This is a genomic window from Agrobacterium sp. SORGH_AS_0440 (assembly GCF_031453135.1).
In the GTDB taxonomy this organism is placed as follows: domain Bacteria; phylum Pseudomonadota; class Alphaproteobacteria; order Rhizobiales; family Rhizobiaceae; genus Agrobacterium; species Agrobacterium pusense.
This window is the reverse complement of the sequence record NZ_JAVIYR010000001.1, coordinates 1,971,258-1,990,182: the sequence shown is the minus strand read 5'-3', so window position 1 is coordinate 1,990,182 and position 18,925 is coordinate 1,971,258. Positions and strand designations below refer to the sequence as shown.

Sequence of the window (18,925 nt, the reverse complement as noted above, 5' to 3'; positions counted from 1 at the left end):
CCAAAAAGGACAGGAGAGACGACAATGAATTCCGAGATCAATTTCCAGCGCCGCCGGTTCTTCGGCATTGCCGCAATGACTGTTGCCGCCGTAGAGTTCGGCGCGGCGGGCCTGGCCCAGGCCAAAGGCGAGGCGCCTTCAGCTACCCCGTCAGCATCAACAGGCGAAAAAAACGTCCTTTGGGCCCCTGAAGCAGGTCAAAGCGGGTGTACTCGATGTCGGTTACGCCGAAGCCGGGCCCGCGGACGGCCCGGTCGCTCTGCTGCTGCACGGATGGCCTTATGACATCTACAGCTATGTTGACGTTGCGCCCATCCTCGCTTCGGCAGGATATCGCGTGCTTATTCCCTATCTGCGCGGATACGGCACCACACGTTTTCTTTCTGATGAAACGGCACGCAATGGGCAGCAGGCAGCACTCGCGGTCGACATGATCGCCTTTCTCGATGCCCTTGGCGTGAGACAGGCCGTCGTGGCGGGCTATGACTGGGGCGCACGCACGGCCGATATCATGGCGGCACTCTGGCCCGAGCGCTGCACCGGCCTCGTGTCGGTCAGCGGCTATCTGATCGGCAGTCAGGAAATCAACAAAAAGCCACTTCCGCCCAGGGCGGAACTTTCCTGGTGGTATCAGTTCTACTTCGCGACGGAACGCGGCCGTGCGGGTTACGCCGCGAATACCCGCGACTTCGTTCGCCTGATCTGGCAAACGGCCTCCCCGACCTGGAAATTCACCGACGAAACCTTCAATCGTTCCGCCTCCGCGTTTGACAATCCCGACCACGTGGCGATCACCATCCATAATTACCGCTGGCGGCTGGCACTTGCCGAAGGCGAAGCCAAATATGACGACTACGAGCGCCGGCTTGCGAAACTTCCCGTCATCACGATCCCGACGATCACGCTGGAAGGTGACGCCAATGGCGCGCCGCATCCGGACCCCTCCACTTACGCATCAAGGTTTTCGGGCAAGTACCAGCATCGCAATATCAGCGGCGGCATAGGGCACAACCTGCCGCAGGAAGCGCCCGAGGCATTCGCCAGGGCCGTTCTCGACGTCGCAAAGCTTTAGGCTTGCCGAAGCCCGCGAACCATTGTCTTACTGCTGTTGGCAGCGGGCAATGCAGTAGCGGGCCACTGAAACGTCCGGACGATAAAGGCATCCAATGGAACATATCGATCACATTCTCGTCGTGGACGACGACAGGGAAATCCGGGAACTGGTTTCCAGCTACCTGAAGAAGAACGGCTTGCGAACAACGGTGGCTGCCGACGGACGGCAGATGAGGAGTTTTTTGGACGGCAATACCGTCGATCTGATCGTGCTCGACTTGATGATGCCGGGTGATGACGGCCTGGTTCTCTGCCGTGAGTTGCGGGCCGGAAAGCACAAGGCCACGCCGGTTCTGATGCTGACAGCCCGCGATGACGAGATGGACCGGATCATCGGGCTCGAAATGGGCGCCGACGACTATCTTTCGAAGCCCTTCGCCGCCCGGGAGCTTCTCGCACGGATCAAGGCGATCCTGCGCCGCACCCGGATGTTGCCGCCCAATCTGCAAATCAGCGAAGCGGGGCAGCTCCTGACCTTTGGCGACTGGCGTCTTGACACGGTGGGCCGCCACCTGCTGGACAGGGAGGGTACGACCGTGGCACTGAGCGGCGCTGAATACCGGCTTCTCAGGGTGTTCATCGATCACCCCCAGCGCGTCCTCAACCGCGACCAGTTGCTGAACCTGACACAGGGGCGCGATGCCGAAATCTTCGACAGATCGATCGATCTTCTCGTAAGCCGCGTGCGTCAGCGGCTGGGAGATGATGCGCGGGAACCCACCTACATCAAGACGGTGCGTGCGGAAGGTTATGTCTTTTCCGTTCCGGTGGAGATTTCGGAGCCAAGGGCATGAAAGGCCGGCACCTGCTTGCCGGCTGGTGGCCACGCTCGTTGCGGTCCAGATTATTTCTCATCCTGCTTGCCGGGCTTGCCATTGCCTACGGGTTGTCGTTCAGCATCCTCTTTGCCGAACGGTATATGTCTGCCAAGGCAGTCATGCTCGGGACACTGGAGCAGGACCTTGCGGTATCCATCGCCATCATAGACCGCCTGCCAGCGGAAGAGCGGGCGGGATGGGTGAACCGCCTCGGCCGCAGCAACTACCAGCTCATCCTCGGTCCGGGCCTTCCCGGCGTCGTCGACATGTCCGGGCGCGGGGCAGAAATCGCGCAGAGGATCGAAGAGGCCGCCGGGCACCGGTTTCCGGTCAGGGTGGAATCCATTCCCGGCGACGGCAAAAGGCTTCAGGCTCATCTGACGCTGTCGGACGGCTCGCCCCTGACAATCGACGTAACACCACGGGGTGTCATGCCCATCGCCGAATGGCTGCCCTACGTCTTCGCCGCACAAATGGCGCTTCTCCTCCTCTGCACTTGGTTTGCCGTGCGGCAGACGACCAGACCCCTCAGCGCGCTGGCAGCCGCGGCGGAAGCGCTCGATCCGGGGGAAAAGGGGTTGCCGATGAGTGAGAGCGGCCCGAGCGAAGTTGCCCACGCGGCTCGTGCATTCAACGCCATGCGCGATCGCGTCGCACAATATCTTGAGGAACGCGTGCAAATCCTCGCGGCGATTTCACACGACCTGCAGACGCCCATCACTCGGATGCGGCTGCGGGCCGATATGGCTGATGATACGCCGGAAAAGGAAAAGCTGGTCAGTGACCTGCGTGAAATCGAACGTCTGGTGCAGGACGGGATCGCTTATGCGCGCAGCGCCCACGGCAACGGCGAGAAGTCCTCTCGCATCGATCTGGCATCCTTCATCGACAGCATCGCCTACGACTATCAGGATACCGGAAAGGCCGTCACGGTTTCAGGCATTGTGCGCGGCACGGCGTCGACAAAACCGCACGCATTGCGACGGATACTCACGAATTTCATAGATAACGCCCTCAAATTTGCTGGCAGCGCCGAAATAAAAGTCGATCGGCGTGCTGCAGGGGCCGTTGTCATCACGGTGCTCGACAAAGGACCGGGCATTCCCGACGAGATGCTGCACAACGCCATGCAGCCATTCTTCCGGATCGAGACATCGAGAAATCGCGACACGGGCGGAACGGGCCTCGGGCTTGCGATTGCGCAGCAGCTTGCCGGAACGATCGGCGGCGCGGTACGCCTCTATAACAGGCAGGGTGGCGGGCTGGCGGCCGAGGTTTCTTTTCCCTCACACGAAGGCAGGCCGAGCACCTCGTAACGCGCCGATACGTTTCGATACAGTTTCGCGTTTTCCGGAAACATGGCCGATACGCTGATCCCTCACAAAGCTCCTATCGCAAAACGCCGCGGCAGCGGCAATCAAAGGAGCCTCCCATGACCAGAATCGAGACTGTTCTTTATACGGGCAAGACCCGCACGACCGGCGGCCGTGACGGATCGGCGCAAAGCGACGACGGCGCGCTTTCCCTCAAACTCTCGCCTCCGGGCAGCGGCAAGCCGGGAACCAATCCCGAACAGCTTTTTGCGGCAGGCTGGTCGGCATGCTTCATCGGCGCGATGACAAAGGCAGCGGGCAGGCGCCAGCTTCGCCTTCCGGCTGACACCGCCGTCGATGCTGAGGTCGACCTCGGCACGACGGGTGGCGAGTTCTTCCTGCAGGCCCGCCTGTCTGTCAGCCTGCCGGGCATCGATCGTGCCGCCGCGCAGGCGATCGTCGAGGATGCGCACCAGATCTGCCCGTACTCCAAGGCAACGAGGGGAAACATCGATGTCACACTCAAGCTCGCATAAACCGCTTTTCCGCCCGCGTTGGCTCGTCATCGCCCTCGTGCTCTCGGCAATATTCGCGGTGCCCTGTGTCTATGACGCAAGTTCAGACGAGCCTTCGCCGCTTGCGGGACTTCTGGGCGCGCTTTCAGCGATGTGACCCTGGGAGCGGCTCGGCGCATGTCGCAGCCGCTTCACGCTTTCACCTCCGCGCGCCCCTCCAATCCACTCACGGAAGTTCCTTTGGGGGCAGTTCGCCGCGTTACGCTGCGACCATCGAACCGAACTTCCGACCTTCAATGAGGCCAGATCAATGCGAACAATAGAACAGATCTACGTCGACGGTGAATTTGTCATCCCGGTCGGCGATGAGCGGCTGGACCTTTTCAATCCGGCAACCGAAGAAAAAATCGGCGAGGTCCGTCTCGGCAACACCCATGATGCAAGGGCGGCGGTGGCAGCTGCAAAACGCGCTTTTCCGGCCATGGCGGCCTCAACCAAGATGCAGCGTATCGATATACTGCGCAGCTTGCGCGATGTGGTCGCCGAGAGGCCGGATGAGCTTGCGCAAGCCATGACCGAAGAATACGGCGCACCCGCTTATTTTACGGCGTTCTCTGTTCAGAACGCCGCTTCAGTTTTTGATGTGATGGCCGAGACCGTCAGGAACTACGACTTTGACCGTGTTGTGGGCAAAAGCACGGTCAGGATGCTGCCCCGCGGCGTTCTTGCCGCCATCACACCCTGGAATAGCAATTTCGGATTTATCGCCACCAAGCTTGCCCACGCGATCGGCTCCGGTTCGTCCCTCGTCATCAAACCGGCAGAACAGAGCGCATTTCAGACGGATTTATTCCTGAGGAGGCTGCACCGGGCCGGCCTTCCGGCGGGGGTCTTCAATGTCATTAACGGCACGGGGCCCGTGGTCGGTGCGGCGCTGACGCAGGATCCCGACGTTGCGACCATCAGTTTCACCGGCTCCACTCAGGCCGCAAAAATAATTCAGCGCTCCGCGATCGACGGCATGAAAAGGTTGGTTCTTGAGCTCGGAGGAAAGGCGCCCACAATCATCCTTCCGGACGCCAACCTCGAAACGGCGATCCCTGTTGCCCTGATGTCAGGTTTTGCAAACAGCGGTCAGGCCTGCGTCGCGGGCACCCGCATCATCGCCCCTCGGTCCCGCCTTACAGAGATTTCGGAGAAGCTCCGGATGGAGACTGGGAAATTCAAGGTCGGCAACCCCCGCGATCCGGAGGTTCGGATAGGACCTCTCGCGAGCGCTGCGCAGTGGGAGAGGATTCAGGCCTATATCCGACTCGGCATCGACGAAGGGGCGACCCTGCTGACGGGCGGCACCGGGCGGCCGGCTGGAATGGAAAAGGGCTGGTTCGCCCGTCCGACAATCTTTGCCGGGGTCAGGAACGACATGCGTATCGCCCGCGAAGAGATCTTCGGCCCGGTCCTCTGCCTTATTGCCTATGACAACGAAGACGAGGCCATCGAGATCGCTAATGACAGCGATTATGGACTTCAGGCATATGTGCTCGGATCCGACCTCAGGCGTGCCGAAAAAATTGCCGAAAGGTTGGTGGCAGGCCGCATCGTCATCAACGGCGCTCCTCATGATCCCCGCGCGCCCTTTGGCGGTTTCAAACAGTCTGGCATTGGCAGGGAAATCGGTGCCTTCGGCCTCGATGGCATGCTCGAACCGCGCGCCATTCTCACTCCGTGACACCAATTTTTGCCAAGCCGATACCGGCGCGCTCCGGTCTGCTGCACGCCGCAGCGTCAGCCGTCTGAAAGCCGACGTTCGGTGACGCAACACCAGGTCGAACCTAGCAGCCGGGACACGAGCAACATCTACCAGTCTCGGGTGCGAATAATTGCAAAAACTTATCATATGGAGAGAAATATGACCTACATACTTCATCCGGCGGAAACCGCGCGCGGCACAGCGATGGTGCTTGGGTCTGCCATAGCCGTACTGATGGCCTTTTTCCCCGCCCTGGCAGCGGAAACTGCCAAACCATCCCAATCACAGACAGCCCGGGAAGACGATAGCATTCACCCGTTCCAAGTGCATATCGACCAATCACAGATTGACGACCTCAAGGCGAGAATCAAAAATGCACGCTGGCCGGACAGGGAGACCGTGGGGGATATCTCCCAGGGCATCCAGCTCTCGCGGGTTCAGGACCTCGTTCGATACTGGGGCAGCGCCTATGACTGGCGAAACGCCGAGAACGAGCTCAACGCATTGCCTCAGTTTATCACCAGTATCGACGGTGTAGACATCCACTTTATTCATGTGCGCTCACGCCACCCCAATGCCCTGCCTGTCATCCTTACCCATGGCTGGCCGGGTTCAATCTTCGAGTTCACGAAGGTTATCGGCCCGCTGACGGATCCGACCGCTTATGGGGGCAAAGCCGAAGACGCATTCGATGTGATCATTCCCTCGATACCCGGTTATGGTTTTTCAGGTCATCCAACAGATCTCGGCTGGGGACCGGATCGTGTTGCACGCGCTTGGGACGTTCTTGTGAAGCGTTTGGGCTACACACGTTATGTCTCCCAAGGTGGCGACCATGGCTCGGTCATTTCCGATGCTCTCGCACGCCAAGCTCCGAAGGGTCTGCTTGGCATCCACCTCAATATGCCGGCCACAGTTCCCGGAACGCTGATGAGGGGTATCAGCAGCGGTGACGCTGCGCCGGCAGATCTCTCGCCTCCCGAACGAGATGCCTACAACGCTCTGCAGACGTTTTTCGGCAGAAACGCTGCTTACGGCGCGATGATGGTCACGCGACCGCAGACGATCGGATATTCTCTCTCGGACTCTCCCATTGGTCTCGCATCGTTCATCTATGAGAAGTTCGCGCAGTGGAGCGACAGCAATGGTGAACCCGAAAGTGTTCTTTCAAGGGACGAGATGCTCAACGATATCACCTTATACTGGTTGACCAACAGCGGCGCCTCTGGCGCACGCTTCTATTGGGAAAACAACAACAACAACTTCAGCGCGGACGCCCAGAAGACCCGCGACATTAAGATCCCCGTCGGTATCACGGTGTTTCCCAAGGAGATCTACCAGGCGCCCGAGAGCTGGAGCAGGCAGGCCTATCCGTCACTCGCCTATTATCATCAGGTGGATCACGGCGGGCATTTTGCAGCCTGGGAGCAGCCCGATATTTTCTCCCGTGAGCTGCGGGAAGCTTTCCGAAAACTGCGCTGAATCCCGTCAGACAAGCGCGGGATCAGCCCGCGCTTCACTACGTATTGCGTCTGGTCTTTCTATAACGCAAAGAAGCCGCCCCCGATTTGGGGCGGCTTTATACCAAGCCGAGCCATTTCAGGCGGCAGCAGCAATCCGTTCCTTCATCCACTGATCCAGCGACAGTCGCAGGGTTAAACGTTCGACCTCATCGGTTGAGGCAATTCCAATCAGGTATCTTGCGGCATCGACGGCCATGGCGCAGCCGATCGGAAGACGATTATCTTCGCAAAACTCATTTAAAACCTTGCGGATCGCCAGGAGCGATACGACTTCATTGGACATCACGGTTCTCCATACTTGATAGCGACGTTGTGCCAATCGATGGGCAAGTCTTGTGTCTGGAGTTTTTCGTCAAAAGCCGGGAATGGTACCCGGATGTAGTTTCACCGGTTTGCGATACAATAAGCGACTGTCAACGGTGGCGATCGAAGCACGCGGCTGGCACTTTGGTGCTGTGACTTGACCTCGACTGCTTCAGCCCGGCGTCGCCCTCAATATCCCGCCCTGTTCTGCACGAGAGCGGAAGCTCAAGCTGGATATCCTCCATCTCCGGCAGGCTCGCGATCCCGTCACGAAGGACAGGAGTTTCATCAGCTGGTCTGAACGGCATCGAAATCTCCTTCTCCGTGGAAACCGGCCGCCGCCCGCTTTCGCTGGCAGCGGCGCCTTACGCGATCAGCCTTTCACAAAAGCCAGCAGATCGGGATTGATAACGTCTGCATGGGTGGTGAGCATACCATGCGGGTAACCTTTATACACCTTCAGCGTCCCGTTCTTCAGAAGCCTGACCGACAATTCGGCGGAGGCCGCAATCGGCACGACCTGATCGTCATCGCCGTGAAGGACGAGCGTGGGCACCGAGATTGCCTTCAGGTCTTCCGTCTGATCGGTTTCCGAGAAAGCCTTCACGCCATCGTAATGGGCCTTGGCGCTACCCATCATGCCCTGACGCCACCAGTTCTGGATAACACCGGGATAGACCTTCGCGTCCGGACGATTGAAACCGTAGAAGGGGCCGGTCGGGACATCTAGGAAGAATTGGGCGCGATTATCGGCGACGCCCTTGCGGAAACTGTCGAAGACTTCGATCGGCAGGCCGCCGGGATTAGACGGCGTCTTCAGCATCAGCGGCGGAACAGCGGAGACGAGCACGGCCTTGGCGACACGGCCGTGCGGCTCGCCGAATTTTGCGACATAACGGGCGACTTCGCCACCGCCTGTTGAGTGCCCGATATGAACCGCATTTCTGAGATCGAGATGTTCTACGACGGCAAAGGCATCGGCGGCGTAATGATCCATGTCGTGCCCATCGCTCACCTGCTCCGACCGGCCGTGGCCGCGGCGGTCATGCGCCACGACGCGATAACCGTTCTCTACGAAGAACAGCATCTGCGCGTCCCAGTCGTCGGATGACAATGGCCAGCCATGATGGAAGACGATCGGTTGGGCATCCTTCGGGCCCCAGTCCTTGAAATAGATATTGACGCCGTCCTTGGTCTTTACGAATGATTCCGTCATTGGAAATGCTCCTTCGGTGGGAGATGGGGTGGAGTTTGAAAAAGCTGTCGATGGCATGGCCATCGCCGTGGAAAGTGCCGCGCCCGCCAGCAGCAGGTGCCGTCTGGAAAGCGCGAGCTCGATGAGATTGCCGGCCATTTCCTTGTCCTGCGTTCAGCGCGCACGGCGCGTGGTTTCAAACAGAAACCATGTGCGCCGCTCGGTCTCGTCGATCCAGTTCTCGATCAGACTGGTGGTCGCGTGGTCGTTGAGGTCGGAGGTAAGGCTGTGCGTTTGCCGAAGGATGGCGGCCAGCTGTTTGTTATCCTCGCGCAGTTCGGCAAGCATATCCTCAGGCGTGACGAAGTCGGCGTCATTATCGAGGAGGCGCTGGAGGCGAGCGATATGTCCGATCGAGCGGATGGTGGTACCGCCGATCTTGCGCGCCCTTTCGGCGATGTCGTCGGTCATGGCAAAGATCTGGGCGCCCTGTTCGTCCAGCAGCGTGTGATAGTCGCGGAAATGCGGACCGGAAACATGCCAGTGGAAGTTCTTGGTCTTGACGTAGAGCGTAAAGACATCCGCCAGCAGGGCGGTCAACGCCGCGGCAATGTCGCGGCTTGCCTCCGCTCCGAGATCGGTCGGGGTTGCAAGTGGAAGCTTGCGGTTTCTGGAAGCTGTTATCGTGTCCATGATCGTTCTCCTTTGGCAATTGACCGCCCGTTGTTGAGCGTCCCTGTTGCGGCTGTCTGATCGGCCTCGAGAATAGGGAGAAGAACGGGTGAGGAGAAATCGGCTGCTGGTACAGTCTACCCGATACCTAAGTGTAGTTTCGGCTAGCGCCGGCCCGGGATAACGTTTGCCCGTCGCCCCGCCCCTCGGCGATTGGCTCACAGAAGCCAGAAGCTCCGGCGTCCCCTCCCCGGAGCCGCGGATCTCCCTCCCGATCCGCAAAAGGCCGCCCCCGCCGCAGGAGGCGGCCTTTTCGTTTCGCCCTCTGGTGAGCAGGCAACCTATGCATGAGTATGATGTTTAAGCTTGCGTACGTGGGCTACCGTCGTTGCCCACGACAATCGCCAGGCTGCAAAATCGAAGGACTTCCTACATGACAGAACAACGCCCGGAAGGTATCGAAAAATATGATCATCCCGCCGGCGGCTGGGATGCGTTGAAAGCCGTCGCGAAAACCCTCGCCCACCAGCAGATCGTCGCCCAGGGCACCATGACGCTGCTCAAGGCAAATCAACCCGAAGGCTTCGACTGTCCCGGCTGCGCCTGGCCTGATCCCAAACACACCTCATCGTTCGAATTTTGCGAAAACGGCGCCAAGGCGATCACATGGGAATCGACCGCCAAACGATCCGGACCTGAATTTTTCGCACAGCACACGGTCTCCGAATTGTGGCAGTGGACCGACCACAAGCTCGAGGATGCCGGAAGGCTGACGCTTCCCCTGCATTACAATGCCGAGAGTGATCGCTATGAGCCGATCGCCTGGGACGATGCGTTCCGCCTGATCGCGCAGGAGCTCAACAAGCTTGGTGACCCAGACATGGCGGAGTTTTACACGTCAGGCCGGGCGTCCAACGAGGCTGCTTTTCTCTATCAGCTTTTCGTGCGCGCCTTCGGGACGAATAATTTTCCCGATTGTTCCAACATGTGCCATGAGGCAACCAGCGTCGGCCTTCCGAAATCCATCGGCGTCGGCAAAGGCACAGTGACGCTGGAGGACTTCGATCATGCGGATGCGATCTTCAGCTTCGGCCATAATCCGGGCACCAATCATCCCCGCATGATGACGACGCTGCACAATGCCGCAAAACGCGGTGTGCCGATCGTCGTTTTTAATCCGTTGAAGGAACGGGCTCTGGAGCGTTTCGCCGCGCCGCAGGACCCGATCGAAATGGCGACGCTCTCTTCCACTCCGATCGCCTCCGCCTATCATCAGTTGCGCACCGGCGGCGATCTCGCCGCCCTGAAGGGCATCATGAAGGCGGTGTTTCAAATGGATGCGGAAAGCCTCGATGCGGGCGGAGCCGGCGCACTGGACCGGGCCTTCATCGAGCAACATACCTCAGGCCTCGACGTGCTGCGCAGCGATATCGACGCCACCTCATGGGATACGATCTGCTCGGTCAGCGGGCTGACGAGGGAGGCGCTAGAGAGCGCTGCCCGGGTTTACGTCAACGCCTCCAATGTCATTATCTGTTACGGCATGGGTATAACGCAGCACGCCAAGGGTACGAGCAATGTCCAGCAGATTGCCAATCTACTGCTGCTGCGTGGCAATTTGGGCCGCCAGGGTGCGGGGATAGCGCCCATTCGCGGCCATTCGAATGTTCAGGGTGATCGCACTGTCGGCATCACCGAAATCCCGAACAAGGCGCTGCTGGATGGCATGGAACGCGCCTTCGGTTTTCGCCCCTCCGCCGAAAAAGGCCACAATGCCATAGAAGCCGTCGAGGCAATCATCGCCGGAAAATCCCGGGCGCTCATCTGCCTTGGCGGAAACCTCGCCGTCGCTATGTCGGATACCGCCGCGACCTTCGAAGGTATGCGCAAACTCGATCTCGCTGTCCACATTGCAACGAAGCTCAATCGCTCGCATCTTCTGACGGCACGGACATCGCTGATTTTGCCCTGTTTCGGGCGAACCGATCTGGATACACAGGCCTCCGGCCCGCAGGCGGTGACCGTCGAGGATTCCATGTCGATGGTGCATGCCTCACGCGGTTTCCTCAAACCGCCAGGCGAACTTGTGCGGTCGGAGCCCGCCATCATCGCCGGCATCGCCAAGGCAACCATCGGAAACCGTCACGGCATTGACTGGGACTGGCTGATTGCCGATTACGATCGCATCCGCGACAAGATCGAAGAGGTCTTCCCTGACTTCAGGGATTTCAATAGCCGGGTCCGCGTGAAGGGCGGCTTCCGCCTTGATGTCGCAGCCTCCTTCCGCCGCTGGAACACGGAGAGCGGCAAGGCCAATTTCCTTGTCGCCACCGGGATCGAGGAAGATCCGCTGATCTCCAATCCGGACGCCCTCGTACTGACGACCATCCGCAGCCACGACCAGTACAACACAACGATCTACGGCATGGATGACCGTTATCGCGGCGTCTTCGGCCGCAGGGACGTCATCTTCATGAATCGGCAGGACCTCGCCGAACGGGGCCTGAAGGATGGCGACCGCATCGATATTCACGGTATCGCCAAAGACAGTGAGGGGCGCCACCTCGTTCAGGGTTTCACGGCTGTTGAGTACGATATCCCGAAGGGCTCGGCAGCGGGTTATTATCCCGAGATGAATGCGGTGGTCGCGCTAGGCCGCTATGATCGCCTTTCGGGAACGCCTTCCTATAAAGGCGTACCGATTACGGTGAGTGCAGCTGTCTGACGAGCGAAGGGCCGGTGCGCATTGCAAAGGCCATGGGCCCCTGTGGACGAGGTCTTGGGTAAAAATTTTGCATATGGCGCTACACCCATTTGCCGCTATCGTGATGGTAAGACGGCGGTGGCACCCAAGACCTATGTATAGGTCAGGTTGTGCTGAAAAAACCGTATTGTCGGCAAAAATCGCATCGGGGGAACAATGTCGATTGCGTCAATGATGTTTCGCGCGCGAGAGCCGGAGGATGGAGCCCACCATCTGGTTTTTGGAATTGGCGCGCTGGTGCTGGCGGCCGGAGTATTTTACGTTGACACCTATACCGACATAGAAGGCGCGATCGCCGTTCTTTATGTCATCACGGTTCTTCTGGCCGCGCAGGCCGTGAGCTGGTCAGGTCTCATCGCCACCTCCTGCACCTGCGCCATTCTATCGCTGCTGTCCTATGCGGCGACCCATGCGCAGGACGCCGACTTTCAGTCTGCCCTTAGGTTGGTGGTCGCCCTTGCGGCACTCGCCGTTACCACCATGCTGCTGCTGAAAACCGAAACCGCGCGGCTGGCGATGCTGTCCGTCAACGCGGCGCTCAAAGAAAGCGAGGAGCGCTATCGCTCCATTTTCGACCGCACGCGCGTCGCGCTCTGGGAGCGGGACTATTCGAAGCTTCACGCCCTGTTGATGGCCCTCAAGCAACAGGGCGTCACCGATATGCACGCCCACGCGCGCGCCAATCCGGGCTTTACGCAGCAATGTATCGACCTCATCACGGTCGTTGCATCGAATGAGGCAGGAAAGGAAATGCTCGGTTACGACTCCTCTCTGAGCGGAACCCTCCAGCAGTCGATCGTTTCGTCTTCAGGAAAATTCGTCGATGTCCTGCAGGCGATCATCGATAACCGGCGTGTTTTCGAAGACAAGGTGGTGGTGCGCACGGAAAGCGGTGAAGACAAGCTGGTGCTTCTTTCCATCAGCTTTCCGGCCGAGGCGGCCGCCTTCAATCGCGTGGTGGTAAGCATGGTGGATATTACCCAGCGCGAAATGGCGCTGAAGGCGCTGGCCGAAGCACAGGCGGAGCTGACGAAGGCTTCAAAGGCCGCGGCGGTGGGCGCCATGTCAGCATCGCTCTCCCACGAATTGAACCAGCCGCTTGGGGCCATCATCGTCAATGCACAGACATTGCTGCGGTGGCTCGATCGCGATCCGCCGGATCTCGCCGCGGCCCGCCGTTCGGCCGAACGCATGATCCGTGACGGCCAGCGCGCCAGCGACATCATCCAGAACACACGCAGTCAGCTCGCCCATACCAGCGGCAAGACGGAAACCTTCGATCTCGATGAGTTCATTGACGAAACGCTCAGCCTTCTCGAACACGAGCTCGAGCGCAGCGGCACCGCCGTCCACGTGGATAAACAGGCCACTCCGCCAATAACGGCCGTCAGGATTGAATTGCAGCAGGTCCTCATCAACCTTCTCACAAATGCCATTCAGGCGATGGAAGAGGCCGGTAGCACCAATCGCACCATCACGGTGCGGAAAAAACGTGAAGACGGCCACAATATCCATATTGCCGTTCACGACAACGGACCGGGATTCCCCGCGCAGATGAAGGAAAAGCTGTTTTCACCATTCTACACGACGAAGGAGACGGGGATGGGCATGGGGCTATCGATCTGCCGCACCACTCTGGAAGCGCGCGGCGGCAGGCTGACCGGTGACAATCACCCCCTCGGCGGGGCGGTCTTTACCATTTCCATGCCGATCAGCCAGGAGATGGAACATGCCTGACCCACGCAAGCAGGCGAAGGAGCCACCCCAACCCGTCGTTTTCATCGTCGACGACGACGTGTCGATGCGTGAGGCGCTGACCGATCTGTTTCGCTCCATGAAGTTTGACGCCGAAGCTTTCGACAGTGCCACTGCCTTCCTCGAAAAAGCCAATCTGAACCGGCCGGGTTGCCTGCTGCTCGATGTGCGGCTTCCGGGCATCAGCGGCCTCGACTTCCAGATGCAGCTGGAACGCGTCGGCAACAGAATGCCGATCATTTTCATGACCGGCTTCGGCGATATCCCGATGAGCGTGCGGGCGATGAAAGCAGGCGCCGTGGATTTCCTGACAAAGCCTTTCAAGGAACAGGACATCCTGGACGCCGTCGCGGCAGCGATGGAACGGGATGCATCACGACGCCGCGAAAGCGCCCAGAACGAGGCCGTCACCTCTCTTGCTGAACAACTGACGCCGAGGGAACGCGAGGTCATGAGCGCCGTCGTCCGCGGTCTGATGAACAAGCAGATCGCCTATGAGCTAGGTATCAGCGAGGTCACGGTAAAACTGCACCGCGGCAATGTGATGCGCAAGATGGAAGCCAGATCGGTCGCCGATCTCGTTCGCAAGGCGGAGCTGATCGGCGAGAAGATGCGGCCACCTGTATCTTAGTATGGTATCTTTGGGGGCGGCATGGGCGCATAGAGGAAGAAAGAAAAACAGAAAAGGTCGCTTTCATTGCCCCCCGTTCCCGTCATTGCCGTCGTTGACGACGACCCTGCCATCCGTGAAGCCATGGACGATCTCATCATGTCCTTCGGTTACCAATGCCGCCTGTTTGCTTCTGCCGAACAGTTTCTGGACGCGCAGCAGCAGGCGGACATCGATTGCATCGTTGTGGATGTGAAGATGCCCGGCCTCTCCGGCATCGAATTGCAGAGTGAGTTGAACCGGCGCGGCGAGCATGCGCCGATGATTTTCGTGACCTCCTATGAGGATGACCGCACCCGCAACGCCGCCCTGAGCGGCGGCGCCCTCGCCTTTCTGCGCAAGCCGGTCAATATCGGCAAACTGATGGGATGCCTGGAATCGGTTCTCGGACCGCAGCCCTGAGCTTCGGTTGACGCCTGGCGAAGACAGACTTTCATCACGCTAAGCCTCTTCCTTCGAGCCCTGTTTTTCATGCCCGGCCCCGTGCCGCCAGGACACGCATTGCCGTTGACGGAATTCCTCCCGGCGTTTGCCATTCCGCCACGACCTTCCGCCATACCAACTAGACCTCTGTATAGGTGCCCGCAGCGCTGACCCGCCGTAGCCTTGTCCCAGTCAAACGCCTCCCTCCCGGACGGTCCTGACAACACGATCATCCATTTTGAGGAGCAGGGCATGACCTCCATCAGTCAGAAGACAGACGAGCGTAAACCTCGACATCTCAAGGTCGCAACGGTGCTGGTATTGGGCGCGACCGCAGTGCTCGCCGGCAACGCTCTCCTGATCAGGAATACCGAGCCGGCGCTTGCCACGTCTGAAAACGTTGCATCGGCCAGCGCCTTCCGCATCCTCACACCGCAGGCTATCGACAGGCTGGCCGGACTTTCGGGTCCTGTTGCTGCAGGGGAGGATGCGGCAACAGGCGTGTCAGCTCCGGCAAGTGTCGAAACGTCCTGCATCGCCATCCGCGCTGCCCGAAAAACGGACCGGTACGAGGCGCTCGAACCGAAAGCCTTCTGTCAACTGCAGCACCGTCTCTTCAATGCCGAGCTGATTGATCGAATTGCCGCGCTCCAGCTCGCATCACAACCCGACGATACCGATACCTCGTCGCAACTCGCCATGAACAAGGAGTTCTGAAATGGAAGCTTTGACCAGACGCGCAGTCCTCGCAATCGGCGCCGTCGGCGGCACCGCGCTTGCCACCAGCACCGCCGGGGCAGCATCTTTCGGCAATCCCGATCAGCCTGCGGAGGGAGCAATCAACGCCAATGCCGCGGCGCTCAGCGATCCCGGCCCGAAGAACCCTCTTATCAACGACCAGTTCCCCTCCTTCCAGAGCCCGCCCGCGACGGATGTCGGCGACATGCAGCTCTTCTGGGGCTCGTTCAACAATGCCGCCAAGCGTATCCAAAACGGAGGCTGGGCACGTCAGGTGACCAAATCCGATTTCGCGATTTCGGATGCCGTGTCCGGGGTCAACATGCGACTGGCACCGGGCGGCATTCGCGAGATGCACTGGCACCGCGCCGCAGAATGGGCGATCATGACCAATGGACGCTGCCGTGTCACCGTGCTCGATACCGAAGGCCGTGCTTATGTCCAGGACGTCGAGGCCGGCGATCTTTGGTATTTTCCCGCCGGTTATCCCCATTCGCTGCAGGGACTTGGTCCCGACGGGTGCGAATTCGTCATTGTGTTCGACGAAGGCGACCAGTCCGAATATGGCACCCTGCTACTGACGGACTGGCTGGCGCATACCTCACCTGAACTGCTGGCGAAGAATTTCGGCGTCGAGCAGGATGTGTTCCGCAATATTCCACTGCAGAACCTGTGGATTTTTCAGGGCAAGGAGCCAGGACCTCTCTCCAGGGATCAGGAAGCCGTTGCCGGTGCAGGACTTCCCCCTTACCCCTTCACTTACAAGCTCGCGGCCTCCAAACCGCTGAAGGAAAACGCTGCTGGCGTCATTCGCCTTGCCGACAGCAGCGCCTTTACCGTGTCCAAAACCATCGCCGCCGCCATCGAAACGATCAGGCCCGGCGGGGTGCGCGAAATGCATTGGCACCCCAACGCGGACGAATGGCAATACTGGATCAAGGGTGAAGGCCGGATGACCGTGTTCGACGCCGGTCCGCGCAGCCAGACCGCCGATTTCCGCGCCGGCGACATTGGCTACGTGAAACGGAGCCAGGGCCACATCATCGAGAATACCGGCAAGACCGACCTGCAGTTCGTCGCGGTCTTCAAGACGGCAGAGTATCGGGAAGTCAGCCTCTCTTCCTGGCTCACGCATACCCCGCCGGCGCTCGTTGCCCAGCACCTGAATGTCAGCATCGAGGATGTCGCCAGGTTTCCCGCAAACCAGCCGGCAATCATGCCAGGCTGAACATCCTCTCCTTCCGTAGGGCCGGCATATCCGATCCGCCGGCCTTCTCCCGTAAACAGAACGAACAATTGCCAGATCGATATCGAAAGGCAGGTACGGCCATGAAACCACTGAAAATCCGCATCGCTGGCGGCTCACTTGCCGGGCTTTTCACCGCGATACTGCTTCAGCAGGACGGACACGATGTAAAGGTCTACGAACGCTCGTCATCCGGGCTTGCCGGGCGCGGCGCGGGACTGGTACCTCAACAGGACCTGTTCGACGTTCTGAGGGAAATCGGCTGCGAAGACGTTGCCCAGATCGGTGTGGTTGCGAAGGAGCGCATCTACCTCGATGCCGGCGGGCGCATTGCCCAGCGCCAGCCAACACCGCAGACGCAGGTCTCATGGGACTACCTCTTTGAGAGCGTATCCTCACGCCTCCTCTCCGATACCTATCGTCTCGGCCATCACGTCAACGCTGTTCGCGAAGACCCGCAGGGAGTGACGCTCTCCTTTGCCGATGGCATGGAGGAACGTGCTGACCTCGTTATCGGCGCGGATGGTTTGGGTTCGGCCATCCGCAGCGCCGTCAACCGCCATTCGGAAAACACCTATGCGGGCTACGTCGCCTGGCGCGGGCTGATCCCCGAAACAAGACTGCCGGCCGACGCCGCCCTGCTGCTGGACCGTTTCGCCTTCTACATCACGTCCGGAATTCATGTTCTGGGCTATCTCGTGCCGGGATCGCGCGGCGAGACCCGGCAGGGACAGCGTCGCTATAACTGGGTCTGGTATCGTCCAACGCCTGCAGAAGATCTTGCCCGAACCTTCACGGGCCGGGACGGCAGGCATTTTGAGCATTCCCTCCCCCGCGGCGAGCTCTCCGGCAGCCGGAGGGCGCAACTGAGCGAAGAGGCCTTTTCCCTTCTGCCGCCGCAAATGGCGCTTGCCGTGGACGTAGAAGAGACGCCATCCATCCAGGGGATTTTTGATTACGAGGCGGAACACATGGTCTCCCAGCGTATCGCCCTGGTCGGAGATGCCGCCTTTGTCGTTCGTCCTCACACGGCAATGGGTGTTTCAAAGGCGGCTGGCGATGCAATGGCGCTGCGTGACGCCCTGCGGCAAACGGACGACCTTCCTGCCGCCCTTGCGCGGTATCAGAACACCCGCCTGCCAGTGGGCAAGGCAATCGCCGCCTATGGACGCCGACTTGGCGAAACCGCGATGTGAATACGGGTGAAAAATCGGCCACGCTCCCGCCTTGCGCCCCTGCGTGTTTGCGTTACGCTTGCAACCGGGGAATTTCTCATTGGAGGGAATAATGCATGTGCAATAGCTGCGTGATTGAGAACGTCAAACAGAACATGCTGTCACGGCGTCTGCTGTTCAAGGGTGCCGTGGCGGGTGTAACGGCGATGGCGGCGGGAAGCCTCGCGGCCCCGGTTCTGGCGCAATCGCCCAGACAGGTCGTCGATCTCACCCATACCTACGATTCCACGTTTCCGACGTTCGACGGAAAACCCGGCATTGAGATGGAGTGGGCAGCAGATATCGCCAAAAGTGGCTATCAACTCCATAAGCTGACCATCTTCGAACACACCGGAACGCATATCGATGCGCCTTTCCACTTTAGCGCAGACGGCGCCAGCGTCGATCAACTCGAGCCGCAAAAGCTCGTCGCCCCTCTGGTCATCATCGACATTACGGACCGCGCCAGGGAGGACGCAAATTCCACGGTCGAGGCAGGCGACATCGAACGCTGGATATTGGAAAATGGCGACATTCCGGCAGGCGCAATCGTGGCTTTGCGCTCCGGCTGGGCAACGAAGGTGAAAAGCCCGGCCTTCCGTAATGACGATGCCGGAAAATTTGCCTTCCCCGGCTTCGGCAAATCGGCCACCGACCTCCTGCTCAAGCTGGATACAGTCGCCATCGGCGTCGACACACTCTCGCTGGATCCGGGCAATTCTGCAGACTTCGCTGTCCATAATTCCTGGCTACCCGCTGGGCGCTACGGGATCGAGGGACTGAACAATCTGGAAGCACTGCCGGCCAAGGGGGCGACCATCGTCGTCGGCGCGCCTGCCCACCGAGGCGGAACAGGCGGACCAGCCCGTATTTTGGCTCTGGTCTGACGCCGGTAGAGTTTGCCGCAAACCCG

The 18,925-nt window shown here is 59.7% G+C and carries 17 protein-coding genes and 1 pseudogene; 15 read left to right on the top strand and 3 right to left on the bottom strand.

Annotated elements, in window-relative coordinates; genetic code table 11:
- Positions 1-24 precede the first annotated feature (24 nt).
- From QE453_RS09080 to QE453_RS09050, 7 genes and pseudogenes are all read left to right on the top strand, one after another.
- A pseudogene (locus QE453_RS09080) lies at positions 25-1,072 on the top strand (alpha/beta fold hydrolase).
- A 94-nt stretch (positions 1,073-1,166) separates the two neighbouring features.
- Entirely contained in the window at positions 1,167-1,907 is a 741-nt protein-coding gene (locus tag QE453_RS09075) for a response regulator (protein ID WP_309776864.1), read from the top strand.
- Positions 1,904-3,247: a HAMP domain-containing sensor histidine kinase gene (locus tag QE453_RS09070; RefSeq protein ID WP_309776862.1), complete on the top strand. Its 1,344-nt coding sequence runs from the start codon at positions 1,904-1,906 to the stop codon at positions 3,245-3,247. The genes QE453_RS09075 and QE453_RS09070 overlap by 4 nt, the downstream gene beginning before the upstream one ends.
- Before the next feature lie 116 nt (positions 3,248-3,363).
- On the top strand, positions 3,364-3,780 hold the full coding sequence (locus QE453_RS09065) for an organic hydroperoxide resistance protein (protein ID WP_035210526.1): 417 nt from the start codon (positions 3,364-3,366) through the stop codon (positions 3,778-3,780).
- Entirely contained in the window at positions 3,758-3,916 is a 159-nt protein-coding gene (locus QE453_RS09060) for a hypothetical protein (RefSeq protein ID WP_309776861.1), read from the top strand. Before QE453_RS09065 ends, QE453_RS09060 begins: the two co-directional genes overlap by 23 nt.
- A gap of 153 nt (positions 3,917-4,069) precedes the next feature.
- Complete coding sequence (locus tag QE453_RS09055; protein WP_309776860.1) at positions 4,070-5,488, top strand: aldehyde dehydrogenase family protein; 1,419 nt, start codon at positions 4,070-4,072, stop codon at positions 5,486-5,488.
- Between the two features lie 180 nt (positions 5,489-5,668).
- The gene (locus QE453_RS09050) at positions 5,669-6,991 is read left to right on the top strand and encodes an epoxide hydrolase (protein ID WP_309776859.1); all 1,323 of its coding nucleotides are present in this window, start codon (positions 5,669-5,671) and stop codon (positions 6,989-6,991) included.
- Between the two features lie 117 nt (positions 6,992-7,108).
- Here the strand turns inward: QE453_RS09050 and QE453_RS09045 are convergent, their stop codons facing one another.
- From QE453_RS09045 to QE453_RS09035, 3 genes are all read right to left on the bottom strand, one after another.
- The gene (locus tag QE453_RS09045) at positions 7,109-7,315 is read right to left on the bottom strand and encodes a hypothetical protein (protein ID WP_022563949.1); all 207 of its coding nucleotides are present in this window, start codon (positions 7,313-7,315) and stop codon (positions 7,109-7,111) included.
- A gap of 393 nt (positions 7,316-7,708) precedes the next feature.
- On the bottom strand, positions 7,709-8,689 hold the full coding sequence (locus tag QE453_RS09040) for an alpha/beta hydrolase (RefSeq protein WP_309776856.1): 981 nt from the start codon (positions 8,687-8,689) through the stop codon (positions 7,709-7,711).
- A 15-nt stretch (positions 8,690-8,704) separates the two neighbouring features.
- Positions 8,705-9,223: a Dps family protein gene (locus QE453_RS09035; protein WP_309776855.1), complete on the bottom strand. Its 519-nt coding sequence runs from the start codon at positions 9,221-9,223 to the stop codon at positions 8,705-8,707.
- A gap of 412 nt (positions 9,224-9,635) precedes the next feature.
- On the opposite strand from QE453_RS09035, the gene QE453_RS09030 reads away from it, so the two are divergent.
- The 8 genes from QE453_RS09030 to QE453_RS08995 all read left to right on the top strand — a co-directional run bounded on the left by QE453_RS09030 (position 9,636) and on the right by QE453_RS08995 (position 18,899).
- Positions 9,636-11,927, top strand: a complete 2,292-nt coding sequence (locus QE453_RS09030; protein WP_309776853.1) for an FdhF/YdeP family oxidoreductase — start codon at positions 9,636-9,638, stop codon at positions 11,925-11,927.
- A 195-nt stretch (positions 11,928-12,122) separates the two neighbouring features.
- Positions 12,123-13,703 carry an ATP-binding protein gene (locus QE453_RS09025; protein WP_172873902.1) on the top strand — a complete coding sequence of 527 codons (1,581 nt, stop codon included), beginning with the start codon at positions 12,123-12,125 and terminating at the stop codon, positions 13,701-13,703.
- Positions 13,696-14,352: a response regulator transcription factor gene (locus tag QE453_RS09020; protein WP_006700524.1), complete on the top strand. Its 657-nt coding sequence runs from the start codon at positions 13,696-13,698 to the stop codon at positions 14,350-14,352. Before QE453_RS09025 ends, QE453_RS09020 begins: the two co-directional genes overlap by 8 nt.
- A gap of 66 nt (positions 14,353-14,418) precedes the next feature.
- Positions 14,419-14,793, top strand: coding sequence for a response regulator transcription factor (locus QE453_RS09015; RefSeq protein WP_004444449.1), 375 nt, complete (start codon positions 14,419-14,421; stop codon positions 14,791-14,793).
- A gap of 273 nt (positions 14,794-15,066) precedes the next feature.
- A complete protein-coding gene (locus tag QE453_RS09010; RefSeq protein ID WP_309776850.1) occupies positions 15,067-15,531 on the top strand; it encodes a hypothetical protein in 465 nt (154 codons plus the stop codon).
- Between the two features lies 1 nt (position 15,532).
- A complete protein-coding gene (locus tag QE453_RS09005) occupies positions 15,533-16,780 on the top strand; it encodes an oxalate decarboxylase family bicupin (protein ID WP_309776848.1) in 1,248 nt (415 codons plus the stop codon).
- A gap of 101 nt (positions 16,781-16,881) precedes the next feature.
- Positions 16,882-17,994, top strand: a complete 1,113-nt coding sequence (locus QE453_RS09000) for an FAD binding domain-containing protein (RefSeq protein ID WP_309776847.1) — start codon at positions 16,882-16,884, stop codon at positions 17,992-17,994.
- 95 nt (positions 17,995-18,089) lie between these two features.
- Positions 18,090-18,899: a cyclase family protein gene (locus QE453_RS08995; RefSeq protein WP_142187684.1), complete on the top strand. Its 810-nt coding sequence runs from the start codon at positions 18,090-18,092 to the stop codon at positions 18,897-18,899.
- Positions 18,900-18,925: the final 26 nt, after the last annotated feature.

Coding starts and splice junctions, on each gene's coding strand:
- QE453_RS09045 (WP_022563949.1), bottom strand. CDS start 7,315: ATGTCCAATGAAGTCGTATCGCTCCTGGCGATCCGCAAGGTTTTAAAT.
- QE453_RS09050 (WP_309776859.1), top strand. CDS start 5,669: ATGACCTACATACTTCATCCGGCGGAAACCGCGCGCGGCACAGCGATG.
- QE453_RS09035 (WP_309776855.1), bottom strand. CDS start 9,223: ATGGACACGATAACAGCTTCCAGAAACCGCAAGCTTCCACTTGCAACC.
- QE453_RS09060 (WP_309776861.1), top strand. CDS start 3,758: ATGTCACACTCAAGCTCGCATAAACCGCTTTTCCGCCCGCGTTGGCTC.
- QE453_RS09070 (WP_309776862.1), top strand. CDS start 1,904: ATGAAAGGCCGGCACCTGCTTGCCGGCTGGTGGCCACGCTCGTTGCGG.
- QE453_RS09030 (WP_309776853.1), top strand. CDS start 9,636: ATGACAGAACAACGCCCGGAAGGTATCGAAAAATATGATCATCCCGCC.
- QE453_RS09055 (WP_309776860.1), top strand. CDS start 4,070: ATGCGAACAATAGAACAGATCTACGTCGACGGTGAATTTGTCATCCCG.
- QE453_RS09075 (WP_309776864.1), top strand. CDS start 1,167: ATGGAACATATCGATCACATTCTCGTCGTGGACGACGACAGGGAAATC.
- QE453_RS09025 (WP_172873902.1), top strand. CDS start 12,123: ATGTCGATTGCGTCAATGATGTTTCGCGCGCGAGAGCCGGAGGATGGA.
- QE453_RS09020 (WP_006700524.1), top strand. CDS start 13,696: ATGCCTGACCCACGCAAGCAGGCGAAGGAGCCACCCCAACCCGTCGTT.
- QE453_RS09010 (WP_309776850.1), top strand. CDS start 15,067: ATGACCTCCATCAGTCAGAAGACAGACGAGCGTAAACCTCGACATCTC.
- QE453_RS08995 (WP_142187684.1), top strand. CDS start 18,090: ATGTGCAATAGCTGCGTGATTGAGAACGTCAAACAGAACATGCTGTCA.
- QE453_RS09005 (WP_309776848.1), top strand. CDS start 15,533: ATGGAAGCTTTGACCAGACGCGCAGTCCTCGCAATCGGCGCCGTCGGC.
- QE453_RS09065 (WP_035210526.1), top strand. CDS start 3,364: ATGACCAGAATCGAGACTGTTCTTTATACGGGCAAGACCCGCACGACC.
- QE453_RS09040 (WP_309776856.1), bottom strand. CDS start 8,689: ATGGCCGGCAATCTCATCGAGCTCGCGCTTTCCAGACGGCACCTGCTG.
- QE453_RS09000 (WP_309776847.1), top strand. CDS start 16,882: ATGAAACCACTGAAAATCCGCATCGCTGGCGGCTCACTTGCCGGGCTT.